Origin of the sequence: Rubrivivax benzoatilyticus JA2 = ATCC BAA-35 (genome assembly GCF_000190375.1) — a bacterium.
Lineage (GTDB): Bacteria > Pseudomonadota > Gammaproteobacteria > Burkholderiales > Burkholderiaceae_C > Rubrivivax > Rubrivivax benzoatilyticus.
Genome location: NZ_AEWG01000142.1, coordinates 1 through 19,891 on the forward strand (window position 1 = coordinate 1; position 19,891 = coordinate 19,891).

A 19,891-nucleotide genomic window follows, 5' to 3' on the forward strand; every position below is an offset into this window, starting at 1 on the left:
GACCGGCAGCGGCGCATGGAGGTGCTCGACGCTCGCGTCAGGCTACTGGTCGTAGGCGCGTACGGTGTGGTTGATGGTGTACTGCCCATCTTTCAGCCCGGTGAGACGCTTGATCGCCTCGTAGTCCTTCGCCAGCAGCGCCGCGCCTTCCTCCGCCGACAGGCCGAAACGGCGGATCACCGCTTGCGGGTCCTTTTCGTATTCGCTGTTCAGCGCGGCATCACTTCCGAGTTTTCGCATCAGGTCAAGCAGCTTCGACATGTCGTTCTTCTCTCTGGGTGATTGGGCGCTGTCGGCACTGGGTCGCCGGAAGGGTGCGCCATCTGTTGCAAACGCACACAAAACGAACCCTCAGTATAGGGGGCGAGGTCCTGCCGGCCTGTGACACGCGTCGCGCTGCGGCCACCTTGTCAGTCGACGGGGAGGGGCGAGGGGCCGGCTCGGGTGGTCATGGCGGCGGCGCCTCAGGCCGCGCCGCCGGCCGAGCGCGGCAGCCCGAACACCCGGTCGAAGGCCCAGGTGAACACGATCGCGTAGACGAAGAAGAAGGCCAGCAGCACCATCTCGGCCAGCAGCGCGGCGAGCAGCGTCGTCTGCAGCCACCAGGCGGCCAGCGGCACCAGCAGGATCGCCAGGCCGCCCTCGAAGCCGATGCCGTGCACCAGCCGGCGCCGGGCCGAGCGGCCCTTGACCGCCTGGCGCGCCTCCCAGGCCTCGAACAGCCCGTTGAAGACGTAGTTCCAGCCCAGCGCGATGGCCGACATCAGCAGCGCCAGCGCCAGCGACTCGCCCACCGGCTGGTCGAAGCCCCAGCTCAGCGCCGGCCCGACGAAGGACACGGCGCCGATTTCGTACAGGATCGCCTGGACCACGCGGCGGGTGGTGGGCGACATCGTTGCAGACCAGTTCATACGCACTCCATGCGTGTCGGGGCCGTCCCCTGCGAACCGGTTCAGCGAGGTCGTCCTGCTGCCGCACCCGCGACGCGCGGATGCGGCCGCGACTCTAGCGCAAGGCCGCTTCGCCGGCCTGGCGGTGCGGCCTCAGATCAGCCGCTGCACGACCTGGCCGGTGTGGTCGGCGATGTACAGCCGCGCGGCCTGCGTGCGTTCGGCGACGAAGGCCGCGTGCCGGCGCACGTAGGCCAGGTCGGCGTGGTAGGCGGCGTGGATCTTCTGCAGCCGGCCGTCGGCGCCGCGGACGACCTCGACGACGCGATACAGGACGTGGCTGTTGTGTTGAAGCGGGCCCATCGATGCTCGGCCGTCGGCCGGGATGAGGGCCGGCCCGCCGCGGGCTGCGATTGTCCGGCGCGAGCGCCGGCGGTCATTTGACCTGCACCATCCGCGGCCGCTTCTGCGGCGCCACCGCCGGTGCGCCCCAGGACTTCAGCGCGCGCAGCAGCGGCCGCTTCTTGTCCTGGTGGGCCTGCATGCGGCGCAGGATGTCGTCGAGCGTGCGGATCGCGTCGACGACGTGCGGGCCCTTGTTGAGCATCACGCATTCGGCGCGGCCGGCCATCGCCGCGTCGGTGATCTCGGCGCGGCTGGGCTGGCCGGTCTTGGCCAGGCCCTCGAGCACCTGCGTGGCCCAGACCACCGGCAGGTGCGCGGCCTCGCAGGCCCAGAGGATCTCCTCCTGCACCTCGGCCAGGCGTTCGAAGCCGCACTCCACCGCCAGATCGCCGCGCGCGATCATCACGCCGGCCGCCGGGCCGGCCATTGCCGCCAGCAGGATCTCGGGCAGGGCCTCGAAGCCGCGCCGCGTCTCCAGCTTCAGCATCAGCGCCGGGGCCGGGCCGGGCAGTGCGGCGAGCGCGGCGCGCAGCGCCTGCACGTCGGCGGCCGACTGCGTGAACGACAGGCCGACGAGGTCGGCGTGCGCGGCCACCGTCGGCAGGTCGGCGAGGTCCTGCGCGGTCAGCGCCGGCAGGTCGAGTTCGGTGTCGGGCAGGTTGATGCCCTTGTCGGCACCGAGCTTCTGGCCGCCGTCGCGGGCGTGGGTGATCTCGACCTCCACCTTGCGCGTGCCGCTGCGGCGCACGACGCCGCCCAGATGGCCGTCGTCGAACCAGACGCGGTCGCCCTTGCGCGCCTGGGCCAGCGCCTGCGGCAGCGTGCAGCCGATGGCCGGCGGCGTGGCGCCGGGGTCGGCCGGGTGGCCGTCGCGCTCGGGCTGCAGCACGAGCCGCGTGCCGCGCTGCAGCCACAGCGCCCCGGGCTCGCGCGGCAGCGCCTGCAGCCGGGCGCCGTGCGTGTCGCCGGCACGCCGGATCTCGGTCGTGTCGGCGAGCCACAGGCTGCGGCGGCATTCCAGCAGCACGCCGGCTGCGGCCCGTTCGGCGACCCGCAGGCGGCGCGGGCGGCCGCGCGTGTCGACGAGCTCGACGCGGTCGCCGACGTCCAGCGTTTCCAGCCAGTCGCGCTCGACGGCCAGCGTCAGCGCGGCGCCGGGCAGCTCGGCGCCGTCACCGGCAGCGCGCAGGCCCAGGCGCGCCGGCTGGACGACACGGCCGAGCGCGTCGCGTTCGGGTTTCAGGTGCACCACCGCCGGCCCGGCGCACAGCGCGCCGGTACGCAGCTTCGGGCCGCCCAGGTCCATCAGCACACGCACCGGCCGGCCGCAGCGCCGGGCGTGGTGGCGCACGCGCGCGGCCATCGCGACCCAGGCCGCGGCGTCGTCGTGGGCGCAATTGATGCGCGCGATGTCCATGCCGGCGGCCACCAGCGCAGCCACCAGCGTGTCGTCGTGGGCCGCCTCGCCGGGCAGCGTGACCATGATGCGGGCGCTGCGTTCGGCCGGTGCGGCGCCCAGCAGCGCCTCGGTGTGCCGGGCCAGCAGCCGCGCGCCTTCGCTGAGCCCGGTGGGCTCGGGCCGGGCGGGCAGGCGCCCTTCGTGGCCGACGAGCCGGTGCAGGATGCCCAGCACCTGGTCCAGGTTGGCCAGCACATGGGTTTCGGCGCGGCCCAGCGAGGACAGGCCGATCGCCGCCAGCCGCTGCTGCACGCGGCGCAGGTCGTAGCGGCGCAGCGCCAGGTAGTGCGCGAGGTTGGCGGCGCTGGCACGGTAGGCCGGGTCGACGGCGGCCAGCTGCGGCGCCAGCCGGGCCTCGTGTTCGAGCATCGACTCGCGCAGCACCTGCAGCTCGGCGATCAGGGCCTCGCAGGCCGGATGGTCCCAGGGGCCGGAGGCGGCGGCTTCGCGGGTGGTGGCGTTGGCGTCGGTGGTACGGTCCATCGGTCGGTGTTCTCCCCGTGGCCACTCTGCGCCCGCCGCGTGGCGCTTTCGTGACCGTCACCGCCGCGTCACGCCGCGGCCCCAGCATGCGGCCATGACGACGATCGACCTCGTCTACTTCAACGCCGGCGGCGGCCACCGGGCCGCGGTGCAGGCGCTGCAGGAGACGGCCCAGGAACAGGGCCGGCCGTGGACGCTGCGCCCGGTCAACCTGGTGCGCGTGCTGGACCCGGGCGCGAGCTTCCAGCGCCTGACCGGCTTCGAGCCCGAGGACTACTACAACCTGCGCCTGCGCCGCGGCTGGACCGCCGGGCTGGCGCACGAGCTCAAGCTGCTGCAGGGCCTGATCCGGCTGGCCCACCGGCCGATGCTCGCCGCGCTGCGCCGCCACTGGCTGGCCAGCCGGCCCGACCTGGTGGTCTCGGTGGTGCCGAACTTCAACCGGGTGCTCGCCGAGTCGGTGCAGGCGGCCGGCAACGGCCTGCCGTTCGTCACCGTGATGACCGATCTGGCCGACCATCCGCCGCGCTTCTGGATCGAGCCGCGGGTCCAGCAGCACCTGGTCTGCGGCACGCCGCGCGCCGCCGAGCAGGCGCGTGCCGCCGGCGTGCCGGCGTCGCGGCTGCACCACGTCTCGGGCATGGTGCTGCGGCCGGCCTTCCACCACCCGCAGGCGCTGGACCGGCGCGCCGAGCGCGCCGCGCTCGGGCTGGACCCCGATCGCCCGGTGGCCGCGGTGATGTTCGGCGGCCATGGCTCGCGCCAGATGCTGAAGATCGCGCGCGCGCTGGGCGACGTGCAGCTGGTGCTGCTGTGCGGCCACAACAGCGCGCTGCAGGCCGAGCTGGCGGCGATGCGCCGCGCGGCGCCGCATGTCGCGCTGGGTTTCACGCAGAACGTGCCGCGTGTGCTGCAGCTGGCCGACGTCTTCGTCGGCAAGCCGGGGCCGGGTTCGATCAGCGAGGCGGTGCAGCTCGGGCTGCCGGTGCTGACCTTCGAGAACGCGTCGACGCTGCCGCAGGAACGCTACAACGTGCAGTGGCTGCGCGAGCTGGGCCTGGGGCTGGCGGTGGGCTCGCTGCGCGAGCTGCCCGGCGCGATGGCCGAGCTGCTGCAGCGCCTGCCGCAGTACCAGGCGCGTGTGCGCTGGGTGGACAACCGCGGTGCCGCCGAGGTGCTGCAGGTCTTCGACGAATTGCTGCGCTCGCGCCGCGCGCCGGCGGCCGCCGCCGCCATCGCCGAGGCGCTGCCCGCCTGAGCCGCGTCAGGCGACCGGCTCGGCCTCGGGCAGGGCCTCGGCGGGCGCCGGCAGCGCCGTCGGCTGCGGGCGCTTGCCGCCGCGCACGATCTCCAGCCGGCCGTCGGCGTGTTCGACCAGCGCCGTCAGGCTCTCGACCCAGTCGCCGTCGTTGCAATAGAGCACGCCGTCGATCGTGCGGATCTCGGCGTGGTGGATGTGGCCGCAGACGACGCCGTGCGCGCCGCGCCGGCGCGCCTCGTGCGCGAGCACGGTCTCGAAGTCGTCGATGTAGCTGACCGCGCGCTTGACCTTGTGCTTCAGGTAGCCCGACAGGCTCCAGTACGGCAGGCCGAAGTGCTCGCGGGCGCGGTTGAACCAGCGGTTCAGTTCCAGCGCCAGCGTGTAGGCGGCGTCGCCGACGTGGGCCAGCCAGCGCGCGTGCTGCACGATGCCGTCGAACAGGTCGCCGTGCGTGACCCACAGCACGCGGCCGTCGGCGGTCTCGTGCAGGCAGTCCTCGACGACCTCGACGCCGCCGAAGCTCAGCTCGACGTAACGGCGCGCGAAACCGTCGTGGTTGCCGGGCACGAAGACCACGCGTGTGCCCTTGCGCGCCTTGCGCAGGATCTTCTGCACGACGTCGTTGTGGGCCTGCGGCCAGTACCAGCTGCGCTTCAACTGCCAGCCGTCGACGATGTCGCCGACGAGGTACAGCGTCTCGCACTCCAGGTCACGCAGGAAGGCGAGCAGCGCCTGCGCCTGGCAGCCGGGTGTGCCGAGGTGGATGTCGGAGATCCAGGCCGTGCGCACCCGCAGCGGCACGCCGTCCGCGGCGCCGTCTCGGGCGTCGGGCGGGGAGGGGGGCGCCGTCTGCATGGACCGGCATCGTCGCCGGCCGGCGTGACGCCGTGGTGACGGCTCAGAGCGGGCGGCCCAGGCGCTTCTCGATCTGACGGCGCTCCCATTCCGGGCCGAGGAAACGCGACGGGCCCCAGACGCCTGCGGCCTGAACCACCAGACCGATGCCCCAGCCCAGCGCCGGCCACACGACCCAGAGATAACCCGGCGTCGTCAGCAGGTTGATCGCCAGCAGCATCAGCATCACCCCGGCGTAGCTCGCCAGCTGGCCGTAGAACGCGCGCAGGCGGCGCACGTGGCGCAGCGCCAGGCGTTCCTCGGCGCTGAGGCGGGCGGCGTCGGCCGACGCGGTGGTGGCGGGCGGGGCGGCAGGCGGGGGCGGGGTTTCGGCGGCCATCGCGGTCTCCGGTTCGGGCGCCGGCGCGTCGGCCGGCATCAGCACTGAAAAGTCGATCTCGAAGACCGACGCCAGCGATTTCAGGGTTTCCGCGCTGGCCGGCTGGCCGCGCTCGATGCGCTGGATGGTGCGCACGCTCAGGCCGCTCAGCTCGGCGAGCTGCTGCTGCGACCAGCCGCGTTGGATCCTCAGTTTCTGAACCAGCATCGTGTGTCCCTGCAATCGACGGCTTCAGCTTGCCCGTCCCGGCGGCGGCGCGCGACGTCAGCGCCACGACAGACGGCGACAGCGACGCGACAGTGGCGTGTCCGGCGGCTGTCGGGTCGCCCCGCCGGCGCGATGATGCAGCAGCCCGCGCCGGGCCGCCGCGCCGGGCGCGGTTCGGCCCGGCTTGGGCTGCATCAAATCCCCACCGGCGCCCGGGCGCCTAATCGGCAGGCCGGCCGCCGTGGCGGCTGGCTGGTGACACCCCGTCAGGAGAACCGCATGTCCACTGCGTCGCACCCGTCGATCGTCCGGGCCGTCGTCCGCGAGATCCTGCCCCGTACCGGGCTGGCCTACCTCGACGGCGACGACCAGCGCGAATGGACCGTCACCAAGAGCACGCCCGGCGCCGACTTCGCGCATCTGCACCCGGGGGACCGGGTGGAGCTGTGTGTCGAACGCCACGACGCCTGGCTGATCGTCTCGGGCTACGCCGAGCTCGACCACTGAGCCCCGGCCCCGCGTGCGCGCGGGGTCTCAGCGGCGGGGCCGCGCCGTCTCCCCGGCCGGCAGCCAGCGCAGCAACTGCGTGTACAGCCGCTCGGCGGCCACCGGCTTGGGCAGGTGGTCGTTCATGCCGGCGGCCAGACAGGCCTCGCGGTCCTCGCCGAAGGCGTTGGCGGTCATCGCGATCACCGGCACGTGTTCGCCGCCGGGGCGGGCGCGGATCTCCCGGGTGGCCTGCAGCCCGTCGAGCACCGGCATCTGCACGTCCATCAGGATCGCCGCGTAGGCGTTGGCCGCCGCACGCTCGACGGCCTGCCGGCCGTCGCCGACCAGGTCGACGACCAGCCCGGCGCATTCCAGCAGCTCTTCGGCGACCAGCTGGTTGATCTCGTTGTCCTCGGCCACCAGCACGCGGGCACCGGCGTGGCGCTGGCGGACCAGGGTCTCCAGGTCCATGCCCGGCGCGGGTGCCGCCGCACGCTCGGCCTCGTCCTGGGCGCGCTGCAGCCTGACCTCGATGCAGAAGGTGCTGCCCTGGCCCGGCACGCTGCGCACGTCGATGCGCCCGTGCATCAGCTCGACGAGGTGGCGGCAGATGGCCAGCCCGAGGCCGGTGCCGCCGAAGCGCCGCGTCGTCGAGCTGTCGGCCTGCTGGAAAGGCGCGAACAGCTGCGCCAGCCGCGCGGCCTCGATGCCGATGCCGGTGTCGCTCACCTCGAGCAGCAGCCGTGGTGCGGCGGCCTCGCTGGCGTCGACGGCGCAGGTCAGGCGGATCTCGCCGCGGTCGGTGAACTTCACCGCGTTGCCCAGCAGGTTCAGCAGCAGCTGGGCCAGCCGCGTCGGGTCGCCACGCAGCCGGGCGCCAGCGGCACGGTTGTCCACCGACAGCGTCAGGTGTTTCTCGGCCGCCAGGTCGGCGACGAGGCCGCGTGCACGCTCGAGCACCTCGTCGAGCGCGAAGTCCACCGTCTCGAGCGTCAGCTTGCCGGACTCGATCTTGGACAGGTCCAGCACGTCGTTGACCAGCGACAGCAGGTGGTCGACGGCGCGCGCGATGACCGACAGCGAACGCTGCTGCTGCGGCGACGCCTCGCGCTGCAGCAGATGGACCATGCCGGTGATGGCGTTCAGCGGGGTGCGGATCTCGTGGCTCATGTTGGCCAGGAAGGCGCTCTTGGCGCGGTTGGCCGCCTCGGCCTTGCGCGTGCGCTCCTCGACCAGCACCTCCAGGTGGTGGCGGTGGCGTTCGAGCTCGGCGACGATGCGCCGGCGCTCGGTCATGTCGCGCAGCAGGCCCAGCACCGCCGGCCGACCCCGGTGTTCGAAGCGCGCCGCGCGCAGTTCCATCCAGACACGATGGCCGTCGCGGTGCAGCAGCGCAACGTCGTCATGGCGCTCGGGCTCGGGCGTCGGCGGCGCCAGCCGTGCCTGGTAACGCTCGTCCCACAGCGGCAGCGACTCCGGCGCGAGGGTCTCGTCGAAGCCGCGGCCCTCGAAGTCCAGGCGGTCGTAACCCAGCAGCGCCGGCAGTGCCGGGTTGACGAAGACGAAACGCCGGTCCTGGGCGACGAACAGGCCGTCGCCCAGCGAGCCGACGATGGTGCGGTTGAAGGCCTCGCTGTCGGCCAGCGCCTGCGCCGCACGCGCGGCCTCGCGCCGCCGCTGCACGTCCTCGAGGCAGCGCTCGATGGCCGGGATCAGCCGCGCCATGCGGTCCTTGAGCACGAAGTCGGCGACGCCGCGGCGCAGCAGGTCGACCGCCAGCTCCTCGCCGATGGTCCCGGTGACGAGGATCACCGGCACCTCGGGCAGCCGCAGGCGCACCTCGGCGAGCGTGGCGTCGAAGTCCAGCCCAGGCAGCGAGTGGTCGGCCAGCACCAGCTGCCAGCCGCCTTCGGCGAGCGCTGCGCGAACGGCCTCCGGCGACGCGGCGCGGCGGCAGTCGGCCCCGAGGCCGTGCTGCTGCAGCTGGCGCCGCAGCAGCTGGTAGTCGGTCTCGAGATCCTCGATGACGAGGATGCGGTCGGCCTTGCCGGCCGGCGGGCAGGAGCTCATCTCATCCCCGGTTCAGCGGTTCGTTGGTCGCCAGCCAGTACACGCCGAGGCCGGCGACCCGTTCGGCGAACTCGCCGAAGTCCACCGGCTTGCGCACGAAGCTGTTGGCGCCGCCTTCGTAGCTGGCGATGCGGTCGGTGTCCTCGTCGCTGGAGGTCAGCACGACGACCGGCAGGCAGCGTGTGCGCTCGTCGGCACGCAGCCGCGCCAGCACCTCCAGCCCGGTCAGCCGGGGCAGGCCGATGTCCAGCAGCACGACGGTCGGCAGGTCCGGGCCCGGGCGCGTGGCGAACTCGCCGGCGCGGAACAGGTAGTCCAGCGCCTGCTGGCCGTCGCGCACGACGTCGACGCGGTTGGCGACCCGTGCCCGGTTCAGCGCGCGCAGCGTCAGCAACTCGTCCTGCGGGTTGTCTTCGACGAGCAGGATCACACGCTCGCTCATGCCGTCGCTCCTTCGTTCTGGCCGGCCTGCGGCCGTGGCGGCAGGGTGAAACGGAAGCAGGCCCCCCGGCCCGGGTGACCTTCGGCCTCGATGCGCCCGCCGTGGCGGTTGACGATGCGCTGCACGGTCGCCAGGCCGATCCCGAGACCGGGAAACTCGTCCTGCCGGTGCAGCCGCGCGAAGGCCTTGAACAGCCTTCCGGCATGCGCCATGTCGAAGCCGGCGCCATTGTCCTCCACGCAGAACCAGCGCTCCCCGTCACGGCTGAGCGCATGGACGTGGATGCGTGCGTCGGCGCGTCCGGCCGAGTACTTCCAGGCGTTGCCGACCAGGTTGCCGACCAGCGCGGCGAGCATGCGCCGGTCGCCGTCGAAGACCAGGCCGGGCTCGATCTCGACCTCGACCTGGCGCGCGGGCTCGGCGCGGCGCAGGTCGGCTGCGGCTTGCGCGGCCAGCGCCGACAGGTCCACCGGCGCCACCGACAGCGCGCCGCGCAGCGTGCGCGACAGCGTCAGCAGGCCTTCGACGAGGTCACCCATGCGCTGTCCGGCGAGCACGACCTGGTCGAGATAGCCGCGGGCCTCGGGCTCCAGCTTGTCGCCGTGGTCCTCGATCAGGGCCTGCGAGAAGCCGGTCATCGCGCGCAGCGGCGCGCGCAGGTCGTGCGAGACGGCGTAGGCGAAGGCGTCGAGCTCGGCATTGGCGGCCTGCAGCTCGGCGGTGCGTGCGGCGACACGCGCCTCGAGCTGGGCGTTGAGCTCGCGCAGCGCCGCCTGCGCCTGGCGCTGCTCGGTGATGTCGTGCAGCACGACCTGCACGCCCTGGCCGTCGGCCAGCGCCAGCAGCATCACGGTCGACTCGACGTCGGCCTGGCCGCCGTCGAGCCGCCGGATGCGGTGCTCGAGCGCCGGGCCCGGGGCGCCGCCGGCGGCCAGCGCGGCCTGCTGCTCCAGGCGCCGTCGGGCCAGTTCGGCGTCGTCGGCAGCGAACAGCTCGGCCGTGCTGCGTCCGCGCAGCTCGGCGATCGAGGCCGCGCCGAACAGGCGCAGGCAGGCCTGGTTGGCGATCTGCAGCCGGTCGTCGAGCGCGACGTAGATCGCCACCGGCGCGTCGCGGAACAGGGTTTCGTAGCGTGCGGTGGCCAGCTGCTGCTCGGCGAGCCGGCGCGAGAGCTCGTCGTGCAGCCGGCGCAGCGCGTGCGCGAGATCGGCGACCTCGTCCTGGCGCCGCGCCGGCATCGCCGCGAAACGCGGCGGCTGCTCGTGCACGACGCGCAGCGCCGCGGCCGACAGATCGCCGATCGGCCGCGCGACGCGCGAGGCCAGCCAGACGCTGAGCAGCATGAACGCCAGCGCGCCGGTGCTGCCCAGCACCAGCAGCCGTCGCGACATCTCGTCGGCGGGACGGAAGGCGAGGACGGCGGGCTGGCGCAGCAGCACCGTCAGCCCCGAGCTGCCGGGGCCGCCGGGGCTGCGTTCCCAGTCGCTCAGGTACTCGCCTTCGCCCGGCCAGGCGGCAATGTGCGGCGGGTTGTCGGGGTCGGGCGGCAGCGGCGCCGGGCGGTCCAGCCAGGCCGCCGGGCCGAGCAGCACGCGCTGCTCGCGGTCGAGCACGATGCTCTCGATGCCGGTTTCCGCCGACATGCCGCGCTGCAGCGAGCGGTGCAGGTCGCGCAGCCAGTCCCAGTGCAGGCGCGCCGCGAGCACGCCGATCGGGCGGCCGGTCATGTCGGTCATCGGCACGCCGAGGTCGATCAGCGGCGGCGGTTCGCCGTCGTCGAGGCCCAGGCTGGCGGCCAGCGCACCGGCCGGCCGGCGCCCGCCGATCCAGGGTGCCTGCGTCGCCGGCTCGAACCACGGTTCGCCACGCAGGTCGGCACCTTCGAGCAGCGCGTTGGTGGCCACCTGCACACGCCCGTCGGTCGAGACGATGGCCACCCAGGCCAGCGCCGGCTGCTGCGCACGCAGGCCTTCGAGCAGCAGCCGGGCGTCGCCGGCCTCGAACAGCCCGCTGGCCAGCAGCGGGTGGTCGGCGGTGGCCTGCAGCTGTTCCAGGCGCTGGCGCAGCGCGCCGTCGAGCGTGCGCGCCAGCAGCAGGGCCTCGCGCCGCATCGACTGACCCTGCTGCTCGACGAGCTGGCCGCGCTGCACGTGGCCGACCACCGCCGCCGTCAGCAGCGCCAGTGCCAGGCCGCTGCCGCCGAGGATCAGCGCAAAACGTGCGCGCAGGCTGCGGCGGGGGTCGAGCCAGCGGGGCAGCATCGGCTTCAGTTGCCGTAGTAGCCGCCGGCGCGCATCTCGCGGTCGGCGGCGGCCTGGGAGGCGCGCAGCGCCTGCTCCACCGTCGTGCGGCCGGTGAGCGCGGCGGCGATCTGCTGGCCGACGGCGACGCCGATGGTCTGGAACTCGGGAATCGCCGCGTACTGCACGCCCTGGTAGGGGCTGCGCGGCAGCGTGCTGTCGCCAGGGTCGACGCTGTCGATGGCCTTCTTCTCGGCGGCCGCGAAGTGGCCGGCGACACGCTGGAACGCCGGGTTGGCGTAGGTCGAGCGCCGTGTCCCGGTGGGCACCGCGGCCCAGCCGCGCTCGCGTGCCACCAGCGCCGTGTACTCCTTGGACGTGGCCCAGGTGACGAAGCGGCGCGCCGGCTGCGGGTGCCGGCTCGAGGTCGGCACCGCCAGCGACCAGGCCCAGAGCCAGTTCGCGCCCTTGGTCGTCACCGCATAAGGCGCCTGGGTGAAGCCGACGCGTCCGGCGACGCTGCTGCCGGCGGGGTCGGAGACGAAACCGGCGGCGATCGTCGCGTCGACCCAGATCGCGCAGCGGCCGGCGCGGAACAGCGTCAGCAGCTCGTTGTAGCTGTTGGCCGCCGAGCCCGGCGGGCCCCAGCGCTGCAGCAGCTCGACGTAGAGCGTCACGGCCTCGCGCCAGGGGCGGGTCTCGAGCTGCGGCCGCCAGGCCATGTCGAACCACTGGCCGCCGAAGCCGTTGACCATCGTCAGCAGCAGCGCCATGTTGTCGCCCCAGCCGGGTTTGCCGCGCAGGCAGATGCCGTGCACGCCGGCCGCCGGGTCGTTCAGCCGCTCGGCCGCGGCGCGCACCTCGCGCCAGGTCGGGCGCTCGCCGAAGCTGATGCCGGCGCGCGCCGCGAGGTCGCGCCGGTAGTACAGCATCGAGCTCTCGCCATAGAACGGCGCGGCGTAGAGCCGGCCGTCGACCGAGAGCCCGGCGCGGATCGCCGGCAGCAGGTCGTCGACGTCATAGGCCGGCGGCGGCTCGATCGGCCGCAGCCAGCCCTTGCGGGCCCAGACCTGGGTCTCGTACATCCCGATCGTGACGACGTCGTAGCGGGTGGCGCCGCGCGCGACGTCGGTGGCCACGCGCTGGCGCAGCCCGGCCTCCTCCAGCGTCACCCAGCGCACGCGGATGTCGGGATTGGCACGCTCGAAATGCGGCGTCAGGCGCTGCATCTCGATCATGTGCTCGTTGTTGACCGTCGCGACGACGATCTCGGTGGCCGCCCAGGCCGGCGACGACAGCACCGCGAGGCTGCACGCGAGGCGAAAGAACGAAGCCCTCATCGTTCTCCTTCCGGGCGCTTGCCACCGCCCGCGGCGTGGATGGTCGCCTGTCCGGGCCGCCGGAGCAACGGCTGCGGCGCCGGCCGCCGCCCGGTGTTGCGCCGACGCCCGCCGGACGCGGCGGCGCCGCGTCAGCGGCCGAGCGCGCCCAGCACGCGCAGCACGTCCCAGCACGCGCCCATGTCGTGGTAGTCGGTCTTGCCGGCGGGACTCTTCTCGTCGGTCAGCTTGCGGTTGTCGGGGCCGAGGATGCGATACCACGCGCCGTGCCGGTGGTCGACGAAATGGCGCCAGACGTAGGCCCAGATCCGGTCGTACCAGCCCCAGGCGCCGGGTTCGTCCAGACGCACGGCCAGCCAGGCCGCGGCGGCCAGGCTCTCGGCCTGCACCCAGTGGTACTTGTCGGCGTCGCAGACGCTGCGGTCGGGCGCGAAGCCGTAGGCCAGGCCGCCGTGCTGCGCGTCCCAGCCGTGGGCCAGCGCGGTGTCGAAGAAGCGTCTGGCGGTCGGCGCGATCCACGCCGGGGTCTGCGCCGGCGCCAGCCGTGCCTGCAACTGCAGCAGCAGCTTGGCCCACTCGGTGAGGTGCCCCGTCTGGAAGCCCCAGGGGCGGAAGATGTTGCTGCGGTCGTGGCGGTTGTAGTCCCAGTCGATCGTCCAGGGGCCGTCGCCGTCGCGGCGCCAGTGCTCCCAGACCAGGCCCGAGGCCTTCGACGCCAGGCCCTGCGTGACGGCCTGGGCCAGCGACAGCGCACGCTCCAGGTGGCGCGGCTCGCCGGTGGCCTCGTGCGCGGCCAGCATCGCCTCGCAGGCGTGCATGTTGGCGTTCTGGCCGCGGTAGGGCGCGAGCCGCCAGGCGGCGTCGGCCTCGTCGGCGTAGAGGCCGCAGTCGGGCTCCCAGAAGCGGCGTTCCATCAGCTCGAGCGCCTCGTCCAGGCCCTCGCGGGCGCCGGCGATGCCGGCCATCGCGGCATGTGCGTGCGCCAGCACGACGAAGGCCAGGCCGTAGCCGTGGTTCGTGGTGTCGAGCACGCGGGCGCGGCCGGCGTGCCAGTCCAGCAGCCAGGCGTAGCCGCCATCGGGCTGGCGATGGGCGTCGTGCAGGAAGTGCAGGCCGTGGCGCGCCAGCGCGAGGTCGTCGGCGCTGCCGAAGTGGCGCGCCGCCTGCGCGTGCACGACGACGAAGCGCGTGCTGCTGACCAGGTGGCGCGTGCGCCGGTCGTAGACCGTGCCGTCGTCGAGAAAGTAGTGGAAGAAGCCGCCGCCGGGATCGGCGGCGCGGCCGGCGTAGAACGCGAGCGTGTCGCGGATGTGGCGGCGCAGGAACTCCGGCGAGCGGAAGTCGGGGGTCGCGCGGCCGTCGGGCGCGGGGGCAACGGGGTCGGACATCGGTGGACTCGGACGGCTGAACCGCGACGATACGACGCCGTTGCCGCGCCGCGAAAGCCGTCCTTGGCGCCGGGGTTCAGCGCCGCGCCGTGGCGCCCGCCGGGCCGCGCGGCAGTGCGTCGGCCAGGCGCGCGTGCAGCGCCTCGAGCACACCCAGCGCGTCGGCGAGTTCGGCCGCCGGCAGGCCGGCCGCCAGGCGTGCCGTCCAGGCCTCGTGCAGTGCCGTGGCGGCGGTGAGCTGGCGGCGGCCGGCGGCGGTCAGGCCGTAGAGCGGCGAACGCTGGTGGCGCGGGTTCGCCGCCGCGGCGACCAGGCCTTCGCGAGCCAGCAGGTGCAGCTGCTTCTGTGCGCCCTGGCGCGTGACGCCGACGGCCTCGGCGAGCTGCGGCGCCGACAGCGGCCGCCCGGCCTGGGAGATCGCGCCCAGCGCCTGCCAGCGTGCGGAGTTCAGCTCCAGCGGCTCGAGCAGGGCGTCGCCGCGTGCGAGCAGGCGGCTGCTCAGGCGCTGCACCGCCTGCATCAGCGTGCTGACGAGGCGGGCGGGATCGTCGGTCGGATGGGCCATCGTGGTGCGTCTCGAACTGACAACCAGTTTCCAGTAAGGGAAGCCGGTTGTCAATTTGGCACCCGCTGCGGGCATCGCGGCCGGCCGGTCTTGCGCTCGCTCAGAACGCGAAGCCGTTGGCGCACGCGGCATTCAACTTTTCCCCTGTCCGGACGATAGGGGACCATGACCCTCGCCGGTTTCCGGCGACACCGTTCGAACCGACACGTCAGACCTCATGCTCAGATTCCTACGTCGTTTCACGCTCCGAACCCGACTGCTGGCCTCGATGGCCCTGCTCACCGCCGCGCTGCTGGGGCTGGGCGCCTGGGGCGTGGTCGAGAACCGGATCGTCACGCAGCGCACGGCAGCCCTGTTCGACAGCGCCCAGCAGGGCTCGGACGCGGTGGCGCGCCTGCGCGAGTCGCTGACCAACCTGCGCCGGCTGCAGGCCGACGCGATCGCCTCGGGCGCCAACCCGGTCGAGGTCGAGCGCATCGTCGGGCTGTGGAAGGCCGAGGCGCAGCGTGTGCAGGCACTGGACGCCGAACTGACGAAGGTCGATCCGGGCAACACGACGATCGAGGCGCTGGTCAAGCAGCAGCAGGGCCAGTTGCAGCAGTACACGGGCATCGTCGGGCCGCTGCTGGACAAGCTGCAGTCGGCGGTACTGGACAGCGCCGGCGCGCTGGCCTACGCCGAGGAAGCCGAGGAGCACGTCAAGGCGCTGCACGGCACGGCCGACGCGATGCTGCGTGCCAGCCAGTCGCGCCAGGCGACGATCCGCCAGGAACTGGCCGACGCCTCGGCGCTGGCCGCCAACCTGCGCCTGGCGATGACGGTGCTGGCCGTGGCGGTGCTGCTGCCGGCGCTGTGGCTGACGCTGCAGTCGGTGTGCGACCCGCTGCAGCAGGCGGTGTCGGCGGCCGACCGCATCGCGCGCGGTGACCTCGGCGAAGACCTGCGTGTCGAGGGCCAGGACGAGACCGCGGCGCTGCTGCGCTCGCTGCAGCAGATGCAGCAGTCGCTGCGCCGCCTGGTCGGCCAGGTGCGCGAGTCGGCCGAGTCGATCCAGACCGCCAGCGGCGAGGTCGCCGCCGGCAACACCGACCTCAGCCAGCGCACCGAGGAGCAGGCCAGCAACCTGCAGCAGACCGCCTCGTCGATGGAGATGCTGACCGGCTCGGTGCGCCACAACGCCGACTCGGCGCAGCGTGCCAACGAGCTGGCCAGCGACGCCGCCGGCGCTGCGGCCCAGGGCGGCAAGGTTGTCGGCCAGGCGGTGACGACGATGCACGACATCGCCGCGTCGTCGCAGAAGATCGCCGAGATCATCGGCGTCATCGACGGCATCGCGTTCCAGACCAACATCCTGGCACTGAACGCCGCGGTCGAGGCCGCGCGGGCCGGCGAGCAGGGCCGCGGCTTCGCCGTCGTGGCCGGGGAGGTGCGCAGTCTGGCCCAGCGCAGCGCCGAGGCGGCGCGCGAGATCAAGACCCTGATCACCGCCAGCGTCGAGCGTGTCGAGGCCGGCACGCGGCAGGTCAGCGACGCCGGCCAGTCGATGCAGGACATCGTCACCAAGGTCGAGCGGGTCAGCCAGCTGATCGCCGACATCTCCGGCGCGACGGTGGCGCAGTCGCGCGACATCGGCCAGGTCGGCGACGCCGTCGGCCAGCTCGACCGCGTGACCCAGCAGAACGCCGCGCTCGTCGAGCAGAGCGCCGCGGCGGCCGAGAGCCTGCGCGCCCAGGCCGCGCGTCTGGCCGATCTGGTCAGCGTGTTCCGGATCGGCCAGGCCTGACGCGTCGGGCCCGCACGCCGGGCTTGATCCTCGTCAGTCCGGCCTCGAAGTGCGGCCCGCGGCGGCTGCGCACGGCCCCGTGTTTGCTTGATGGGCGGCATGCACCCGCATGCCGCCAGCTTTGTCGGACTCGCGACAGCCGCCGCGCCCGCCGCGCCGCCACCGGGCTTCGTGCCGCGGCGCCTGGCTCGCGGCCAGGTCCTGTGCGCGCCGGGCGACGGCCGCAACCTCGTCTTCTTCGTCGCCAGCGGACGCCTGCGTGTGCACCTCACCGGCGCCAGCCGCGAGCTGACGCTGGCCTTTCTCGAGCCCGGCGACGTCTATTCGACGCACTCTCCGGCCTGGGTGACCGCCGCCGCCGCGACCACGGTCTGGACCGTCGACACGCGTGCCTTCATGGCCCGGCTGGCCGACGACCCGGCGCTGCTGCCGCCGGTGATGGCGGTGCTCGGCCGCCTGCTCACCGGCGCCGTGGGGCTGGTCGAGGACCTGGCCTTTCGCGAGGTGCCGGCACGGCTCGCGCGTTTCGTGCTCGGGCTGGCGCAGCGCCGCGGCGAACACGACGGCGAGGGCTGGCGGGTGCCGCTGGATCTCAGCCTGGAGGACATCGCCAGCCTGCTCGGCAGCACCCGGCAGACGGTGTCGGCGCTGGTCAGCCAGTGGCAGCGCGAAGGCCTGCTCGAGCGCCGCGGCCGGCGCTGCCTGCGCATCCCGTCGGCCCAGGCGATGCAGGCGCTCGAACTCGTCGCCGGGCGCGGCGGTGCGTGAAGAACGTCGCCTGGCCGACGGACACGCGCCGCCGTCACCGTCGACATTGTCTGTCGTCGTCCACCACCGGAGCCCCGCCCCGTGAGCCACCGTCCCTGCGACTGCCCCAAGACCGACCGCTACGTCAGCTTCGCCGGCATCGACTGCGCCGGCAACGCCCGGCGCATCATCGAGATCATCGACACCCACCTCGCCGTGCCCGGTCGGCGCGACCGCTTCTGGGACTACTTCGACCGCAAGCGCACCGGCGGCTCCGGCCCGCGTCCGGACGACCTGTTCCTGGTGCATTCGCACCTCAACCAGATCCGCGAGTACTTCGAGGCCTGGCAGGACGCGCCGGCGATCGCGCTGCTCGACCGTGTCGAGGAGGAGTGCTGCTGAGCGCCGGCCGCCTGCCAAGATCTGCACGGTGTTCGACGCGTTCATCTGGAAACACTCTAAATTGCAAAAACGAAAAATCCGATTCCACGAACTGGCATTGATGAACTGCTGTTCCGGTTCGTGGAAAGGATGTCTCCGTGTTTGCACTGCTCGATCGATGGTCCCTGTCGCACAAGCTGCTGCTGATCGCCGTGCTGGCGTTCACGCTGCTGGCGGTGCCGGGCACGCTGGCGCTGAACCTGGCGCTGGAGCAGGTTCGCCAGGCACGCCATGAGCTCGAGGGCCTGCCGCCGGCCACGGCGCTGATGGCGCTGGCGCGGCTGACGGCGCAGCACCGCGGCCTGTCCAACGCGGCGCTCGGCGGCAACGCCGAGGCCGAGGCCCAGCGCGCCGCGCTGCGCACGAAGATCGACGCCGCGGCGGCGACGGCGCGCGCCAGCGTCGCGGCGCTGGACGAGCCCGCGCTGGCTGCTCGCCTCGTGCGCCTGCTCGACGAGGAGCGCGGCCTGGCCGAGGAGGTCGCCGCCCGCCGCGTGCTGGCGCCGGCCAGCTTCCAGCGCCACACCGCCGTCGTCGCGGCGCAGCTGGACCTGGTCTACGACATCGCCGCGGTCACCGAGATCGTGCTGCATCCGCTGGCCTCGGGCTACTTTCTCCAGGACGCGACGCTGAACCACCTGCCGCGCCTGGGCGAGCTGCTCGGCCAGCTGCGCGGGGCCGGCATGGGCCTGCTGGTGCGCGGCGAGGCCACGCCGGCCGAGCGTGCACGGCTGTCCGGGCTGGTGGAGCGCGTGCGCAGCGCCAGCGCCGAGCTGACGCGGGCGCTGGACCACGCGATGGACGCCGACCCGGCCCTCGCCGCGGCGCTGGGCCCCCGCGCCCGCGAGGCCCGCGAGGCGGTGATGCAGGGCCTGGACTTCGCGACCGGCGCGGTCGTCGACGCGGCGGTGCTGGACCATCCCGGCGCCGACTGGTGGCGGCGCACCAGCGAGGTCATCGACCTTCAGCACGCGCTGGGCGAGCTCACGGTGCAGGCGCTGCAGGCCGACCTGCGCCAGTACGCCGACACGCGCGTGCAGCGGCTGGCCTGGGCCGGCGCGCTGATGGCGCTGCTGGGCGCGGGCACTGGCGGGCTGCTGTGGCAGATCGGCCGGCGCAGCGCCCGGTCGCTGGCCACCGCGATCGACGCCGCCAACGCGGTCGCCGCCGGCGACCTCAGCCGGCAGCTGCCGCTGCCGCCGGAGAACGCGCGCGACGAAGGCCAGCGCATGCTGCGCGCGATGCACACGATGTGCGCGCAACTGGTCGCGCTGGTCGGCACGGTGCGCGACAACGCCGGGCAGATCGCCACCGCGAGCAGCGAGATCGCCAACGGCAACGCCGACCTCAGCGCGCGAACCGAGCAGCAGGCCAGCAGCCTGCAGCAGACCGCGGCCAGCATGGAGCAGATGACGGCCACCGTCGCCCAGACGTCCGAGCATGCGACCCAGGCCAGCCGCATGGCCAGCGCCACCGCCGAGGCCGCCGGCCGCGGCGGCGAGGTCGTGCAGCGGGTGGCCGCGACGATGGCTGAGATCGAGGCCGGCGCGCGGCGCATCGGCGACATCGTCGGCACGATCGACGCCATCGCCTTCCAGACCAACATCCTGGCGCTCAACGCCGCCGTCGAGGCGGCCCGCGCCGGCGAGCACGGCCGCGGCTTCGCGGTCGTCGCCGGCGAGGTGCGGGCGCTGTCGCAGCGCAGCGCCGAGGCGGCGCGCGAGGTGCGCACGCTGATCGGCAGCAGCACCGCGGCGGTGGACGCCGGCGGCGCGCTGGCGCGCGAGGCCGGCCAGGAGATGCAGGCCATCGTCGAACAGGTGCAGCGCGTGGCGACGCTGATCGCCGAGATCACCGCCGCCAGCAGCGAGCAGACCGAAGGCATCGGCCAGGTCAACGCCGCCGTCGGCGACCTGGACCGGACGACGCAGCAGAACGCGGCGCTGGTCGAGCAGAGCGCCGCGGCCGCCGACAGCCTGCGCCAGCAGGCGGCGCGGCTGTCGGCCGCCGTCGGCGTCTTCCGCCTCGAACGCGGCTGAGGCGGCCGGCGCCGCATCCGATGGCGCGTCGCGGCGCGCCTGTTCGCGTGGCCGGTGTTCGACGCCCCGGCGGCGAGGCGCTAGGCTTGCCGTTCCAACGGAGAACCTGCCTCATGCACGCAACGATGTCCCGTTCCCTGGTGTTGCGCGGCCGCCGGGTCGCCGCGTTCGCGGCGCTGGCCGCGCTCGCCGCCTGCTCCTCCACCCCGCGAGGCATCGACGCCCAGTGGCGCGCGCCCGACGCCGGCCGCCCGCTGGGCGGCGCGCGGGTGCTCGTCGCCTGCGAGGCGGCCGAGACGACGCTGGTGCGGCTGTGTGTCGAACGCTTTGCCGCCGAGCTGGCCGCGCGCGGCGCCACGCCGGTGCCGGCGCCCGATGCACCGCCGCCGCCGGCCGCCGGCCCGCGCG

At 73.7% G+C, this 19,891-nt stretch carries 19 protein-coding genes; 7 read left to right on the forward strand and 12 right to left on the reverse strand.

Going from position 1 to position 19,891, the window contains the following annotated elements:
* Window positions 1–42 precede the first annotated feature (42 nt).
* The 4 genes from RBXJA2T_RS15540 to RBXJA2T_RS15555 all read right to left on the reverse strand — a co-directional run bounded on the left by RBXJA2T_RS15540 (window position 43) and on the right by RBXJA2T_RS15555 (window position 3,237).
* Window positions 43–261 (reverse strand): hypothetical protein, encoded by a 219-nt coding sequence (locus tag RBXJA2T_RS15540; protein WP_009858361.1) that lies wholly within the window; start codon window positions 259–261, stop codon window positions 43–45.
* Window positions 262–464: 203 nt separating this feature from the next.
* Window positions 465–893 carry a PACE efflux transporter gene (locus RBXJA2T_RS15545; RefSeq protein WP_009858362.1) on the reverse strand — a complete coding sequence of 143 codons (429 nt, stop codon included), beginning with the start codon at window positions 891–893 and terminating at the stop codon, window positions 465–467.
* 150 nt (window positions 894–1,043) lie between these two features.
* Window positions 1,044–1,253 carry a hypothetical protein gene (locus RBXJA2T_RS15550; protein ID WP_009858363.1) on the reverse strand — a complete coding sequence of 70 codons (210 nt, stop codon included), beginning with the start codon at window positions 1,251–1,253 and terminating at the stop codon, window positions 1,044–1,046.
* Window positions 1,254–1,326: 73 nt separating this feature from the next.
* Window positions 1,327–3,237: a pyruvate kinase gene (locus RBXJA2T_RS15555; protein WP_009858364.1), complete on the reverse strand. Its 1,911-nt coding sequence runs from the start codon at window positions 3,235–3,237 to the stop codon at window positions 1,327–1,329.
* A gap of 94 nt (window positions 3,238–3,331) precedes the next feature.
* Between RBXJA2T_RS15555 and RBXJA2T_RS15560 the strand changes: the two genes are divergently transcribed.
* Complete coding sequence (locus tag RBXJA2T_RS15560; RefSeq protein WP_009858365.1) at window positions 3,332–4,495, forward strand: glycosyltransferase; 1,164 nt, start codon at window positions 3,332–3,334, stop codon at window positions 4,493–4,495.
* A gap of 6 nt (window positions 4,496–4,501) precedes the next feature.
* Here the strand turns inward: RBXJA2T_RS15560 and RBXJA2T_RS15565 are convergent, their stop codons facing one another.
* Both RBXJA2T_RS15565 and RBXJA2T_RS15570 read right to left on the reverse strand, forming a co-directional pair.
* Window positions 4,502–5,353 carry a UDP-2,3-diacylglucosamine diphosphatase gene (locus RBXJA2T_RS15565; RefSeq protein ID WP_009858366.1) on the reverse strand — a complete coding sequence of 284 codons (852 nt, stop codon included), beginning with the start codon at window positions 5,351–5,353 and terminating at the stop codon, window positions 4,502–4,504.
* A gap of 43 nt (window positions 5,354–5,396) precedes the next feature.
* The gene (locus RBXJA2T_RS15570; RefSeq protein ID WP_009858367.1) at window positions 5,397–5,939 is read right to left on the reverse strand and encodes a helix-turn-helix domain-containing protein; all 543 of its coding nucleotides are present in this window, start codon (window positions 5,937–5,939) and stop codon (window positions 5,397–5,399) included.
* Window positions 5,940–6,218: 279 nt separating this feature from the next.
* Between RBXJA2T_RS15570 and RBXJA2T_RS15575 the strand changes: the two genes are divergently transcribed.
* On the forward strand, window positions 6,219–6,446 hold the full coding sequence (locus tag RBXJA2T_RS15575; protein WP_009858368.1) for a hypothetical protein: 228 nt from the start codon (window positions 6,219–6,221) through the stop codon (window positions 6,444–6,446).
* Window positions 6,447–6,473: 27 nt separating this feature from the next.
* Here the strand turns inward: RBXJA2T_RS15575 and RBXJA2T_RS15580 are convergent, their stop codons facing one another.
* The 6 genes from RBXJA2T_RS15580 to RBXJA2T_RS15605 form a co-directional block, all read right to left on the reverse strand.
* Complete coding sequence (locus tag RBXJA2T_RS15580) at window positions 6,474–8,498, reverse strand: response regulator (protein WP_009858369.1); 2,025 nt, start codon at window positions 8,496–8,498, stop codon at window positions 6,474–6,476.
* Between the two features lies 1 nt (window position 8,499).
* Window positions 8,500–8,940, reverse strand: coding sequence for a response regulator (locus RBXJA2T_RS15585; RefSeq protein WP_009858370.1), 441 nt, complete (start codon window positions 8,938–8,940; stop codon window positions 8,500–8,502).
* Window positions 8,937–11,201: a sensor histidine kinase gene (locus RBXJA2T_RS15590; protein WP_009858371.1), complete on the reverse strand. Its 2,265-nt coding sequence runs from the start codon at window positions 11,199–11,201 to the stop codon at window positions 8,937–8,939. Before RBXJA2T_RS15590 ends, RBXJA2T_RS15585 begins: the two co-directional genes overlap by 4 nt.
* A 5-nt stretch (window positions 11,202–11,206) precedes the next feature.
* Window positions 11,207–12,520, reverse strand: a complete 1,314-nt coding sequence (locus tag RBXJA2T_RS15595; protein ID WP_009858372.1) for an ABC transporter substrate-binding protein — start codon at window positions 12,518–12,520, stop codon at window positions 11,207–11,209.
* A 131-nt stretch (window positions 12,521–12,651) separates the two neighbouring features.
* Window positions 12,652–13,908 (reverse strand): AGE family epimerase/isomerase, encoded by a 1,257-nt coding sequence (locus tag RBXJA2T_RS15600; RefSeq protein ID WP_009858373.1) that lies wholly within the window; start codon window positions 13,906–13,908, stop codon window positions 12,652–12,654.
* A 76-nt stretch (window positions 13,909–13,984) separates the two neighbouring features.
* A complete protein-coding gene (locus RBXJA2T_RS15605; protein WP_009858374.1) occupies window positions 13,985–14,473 on the reverse strand; it encodes a MarR family winged helix-turn-helix transcriptional regulator in 489 nt (162 codons plus the stop codon).
* Window positions 14,474–14,741: 268 nt separating this feature from the next.
* On the opposite strand from RBXJA2T_RS15605, the gene RBXJA2T_RS20975 reads away from it, so the two are divergent.
* From RBXJA2T_RS20975 to RBXJA2T_RS15630, 5 genes are all read left to right on the forward strand, one after another.
* Window positions 14,742–16,256, forward strand: a complete 1,515-nt coding sequence (locus RBXJA2T_RS20975) for a methyl-accepting chemotaxis protein (protein WP_009858375.1) — start codon at window positions 14,742–14,744, stop codon at window positions 16,254–16,256.
* A 99-nt stretch (window positions 16,257–16,355) separates the two neighbouring features.
* Complete coding sequence (locus RBXJA2T_RS15615) at window positions 16,356–17,024, forward strand: Crp/Fnr family transcriptional regulator (RefSeq protein ID WP_009858376.1); 669 nt, start codon at window positions 16,356–16,358, stop codon at window positions 17,022–17,024.
* Window positions 17,025–17,105: 81 nt separating this feature from the next.
* Window positions 17,106–17,405 (forward strand): N(2)-fixation sustaining protein CowN, encoded by a 300-nt coding sequence (cowN, locus tag RBXJA2T_RS15620; protein WP_009858377.1) that lies wholly within the window; start codon window positions 17,106–17,108, stop codon window positions 17,403–17,405.
* Between the two features lie 137 nt (window positions 17,406–17,542).
* Entirely contained in the window at window positions 17,543–19,483 is a 1,941-nt protein-coding gene (locus RBXJA2T_RS15625) for a methyl-accepting chemotaxis protein (protein ID WP_009858378.1), read from the forward strand.
* A 125-nt stretch (window positions 19,484–19,608) separates the two neighbouring features.
* Window positions 19,609–19,891: hypothetical protein (locus RBXJA2T_RS15630; protein ID WP_202796741.1), on the forward strand; the 283-nt coding region annotated here is incomplete at its 3' end.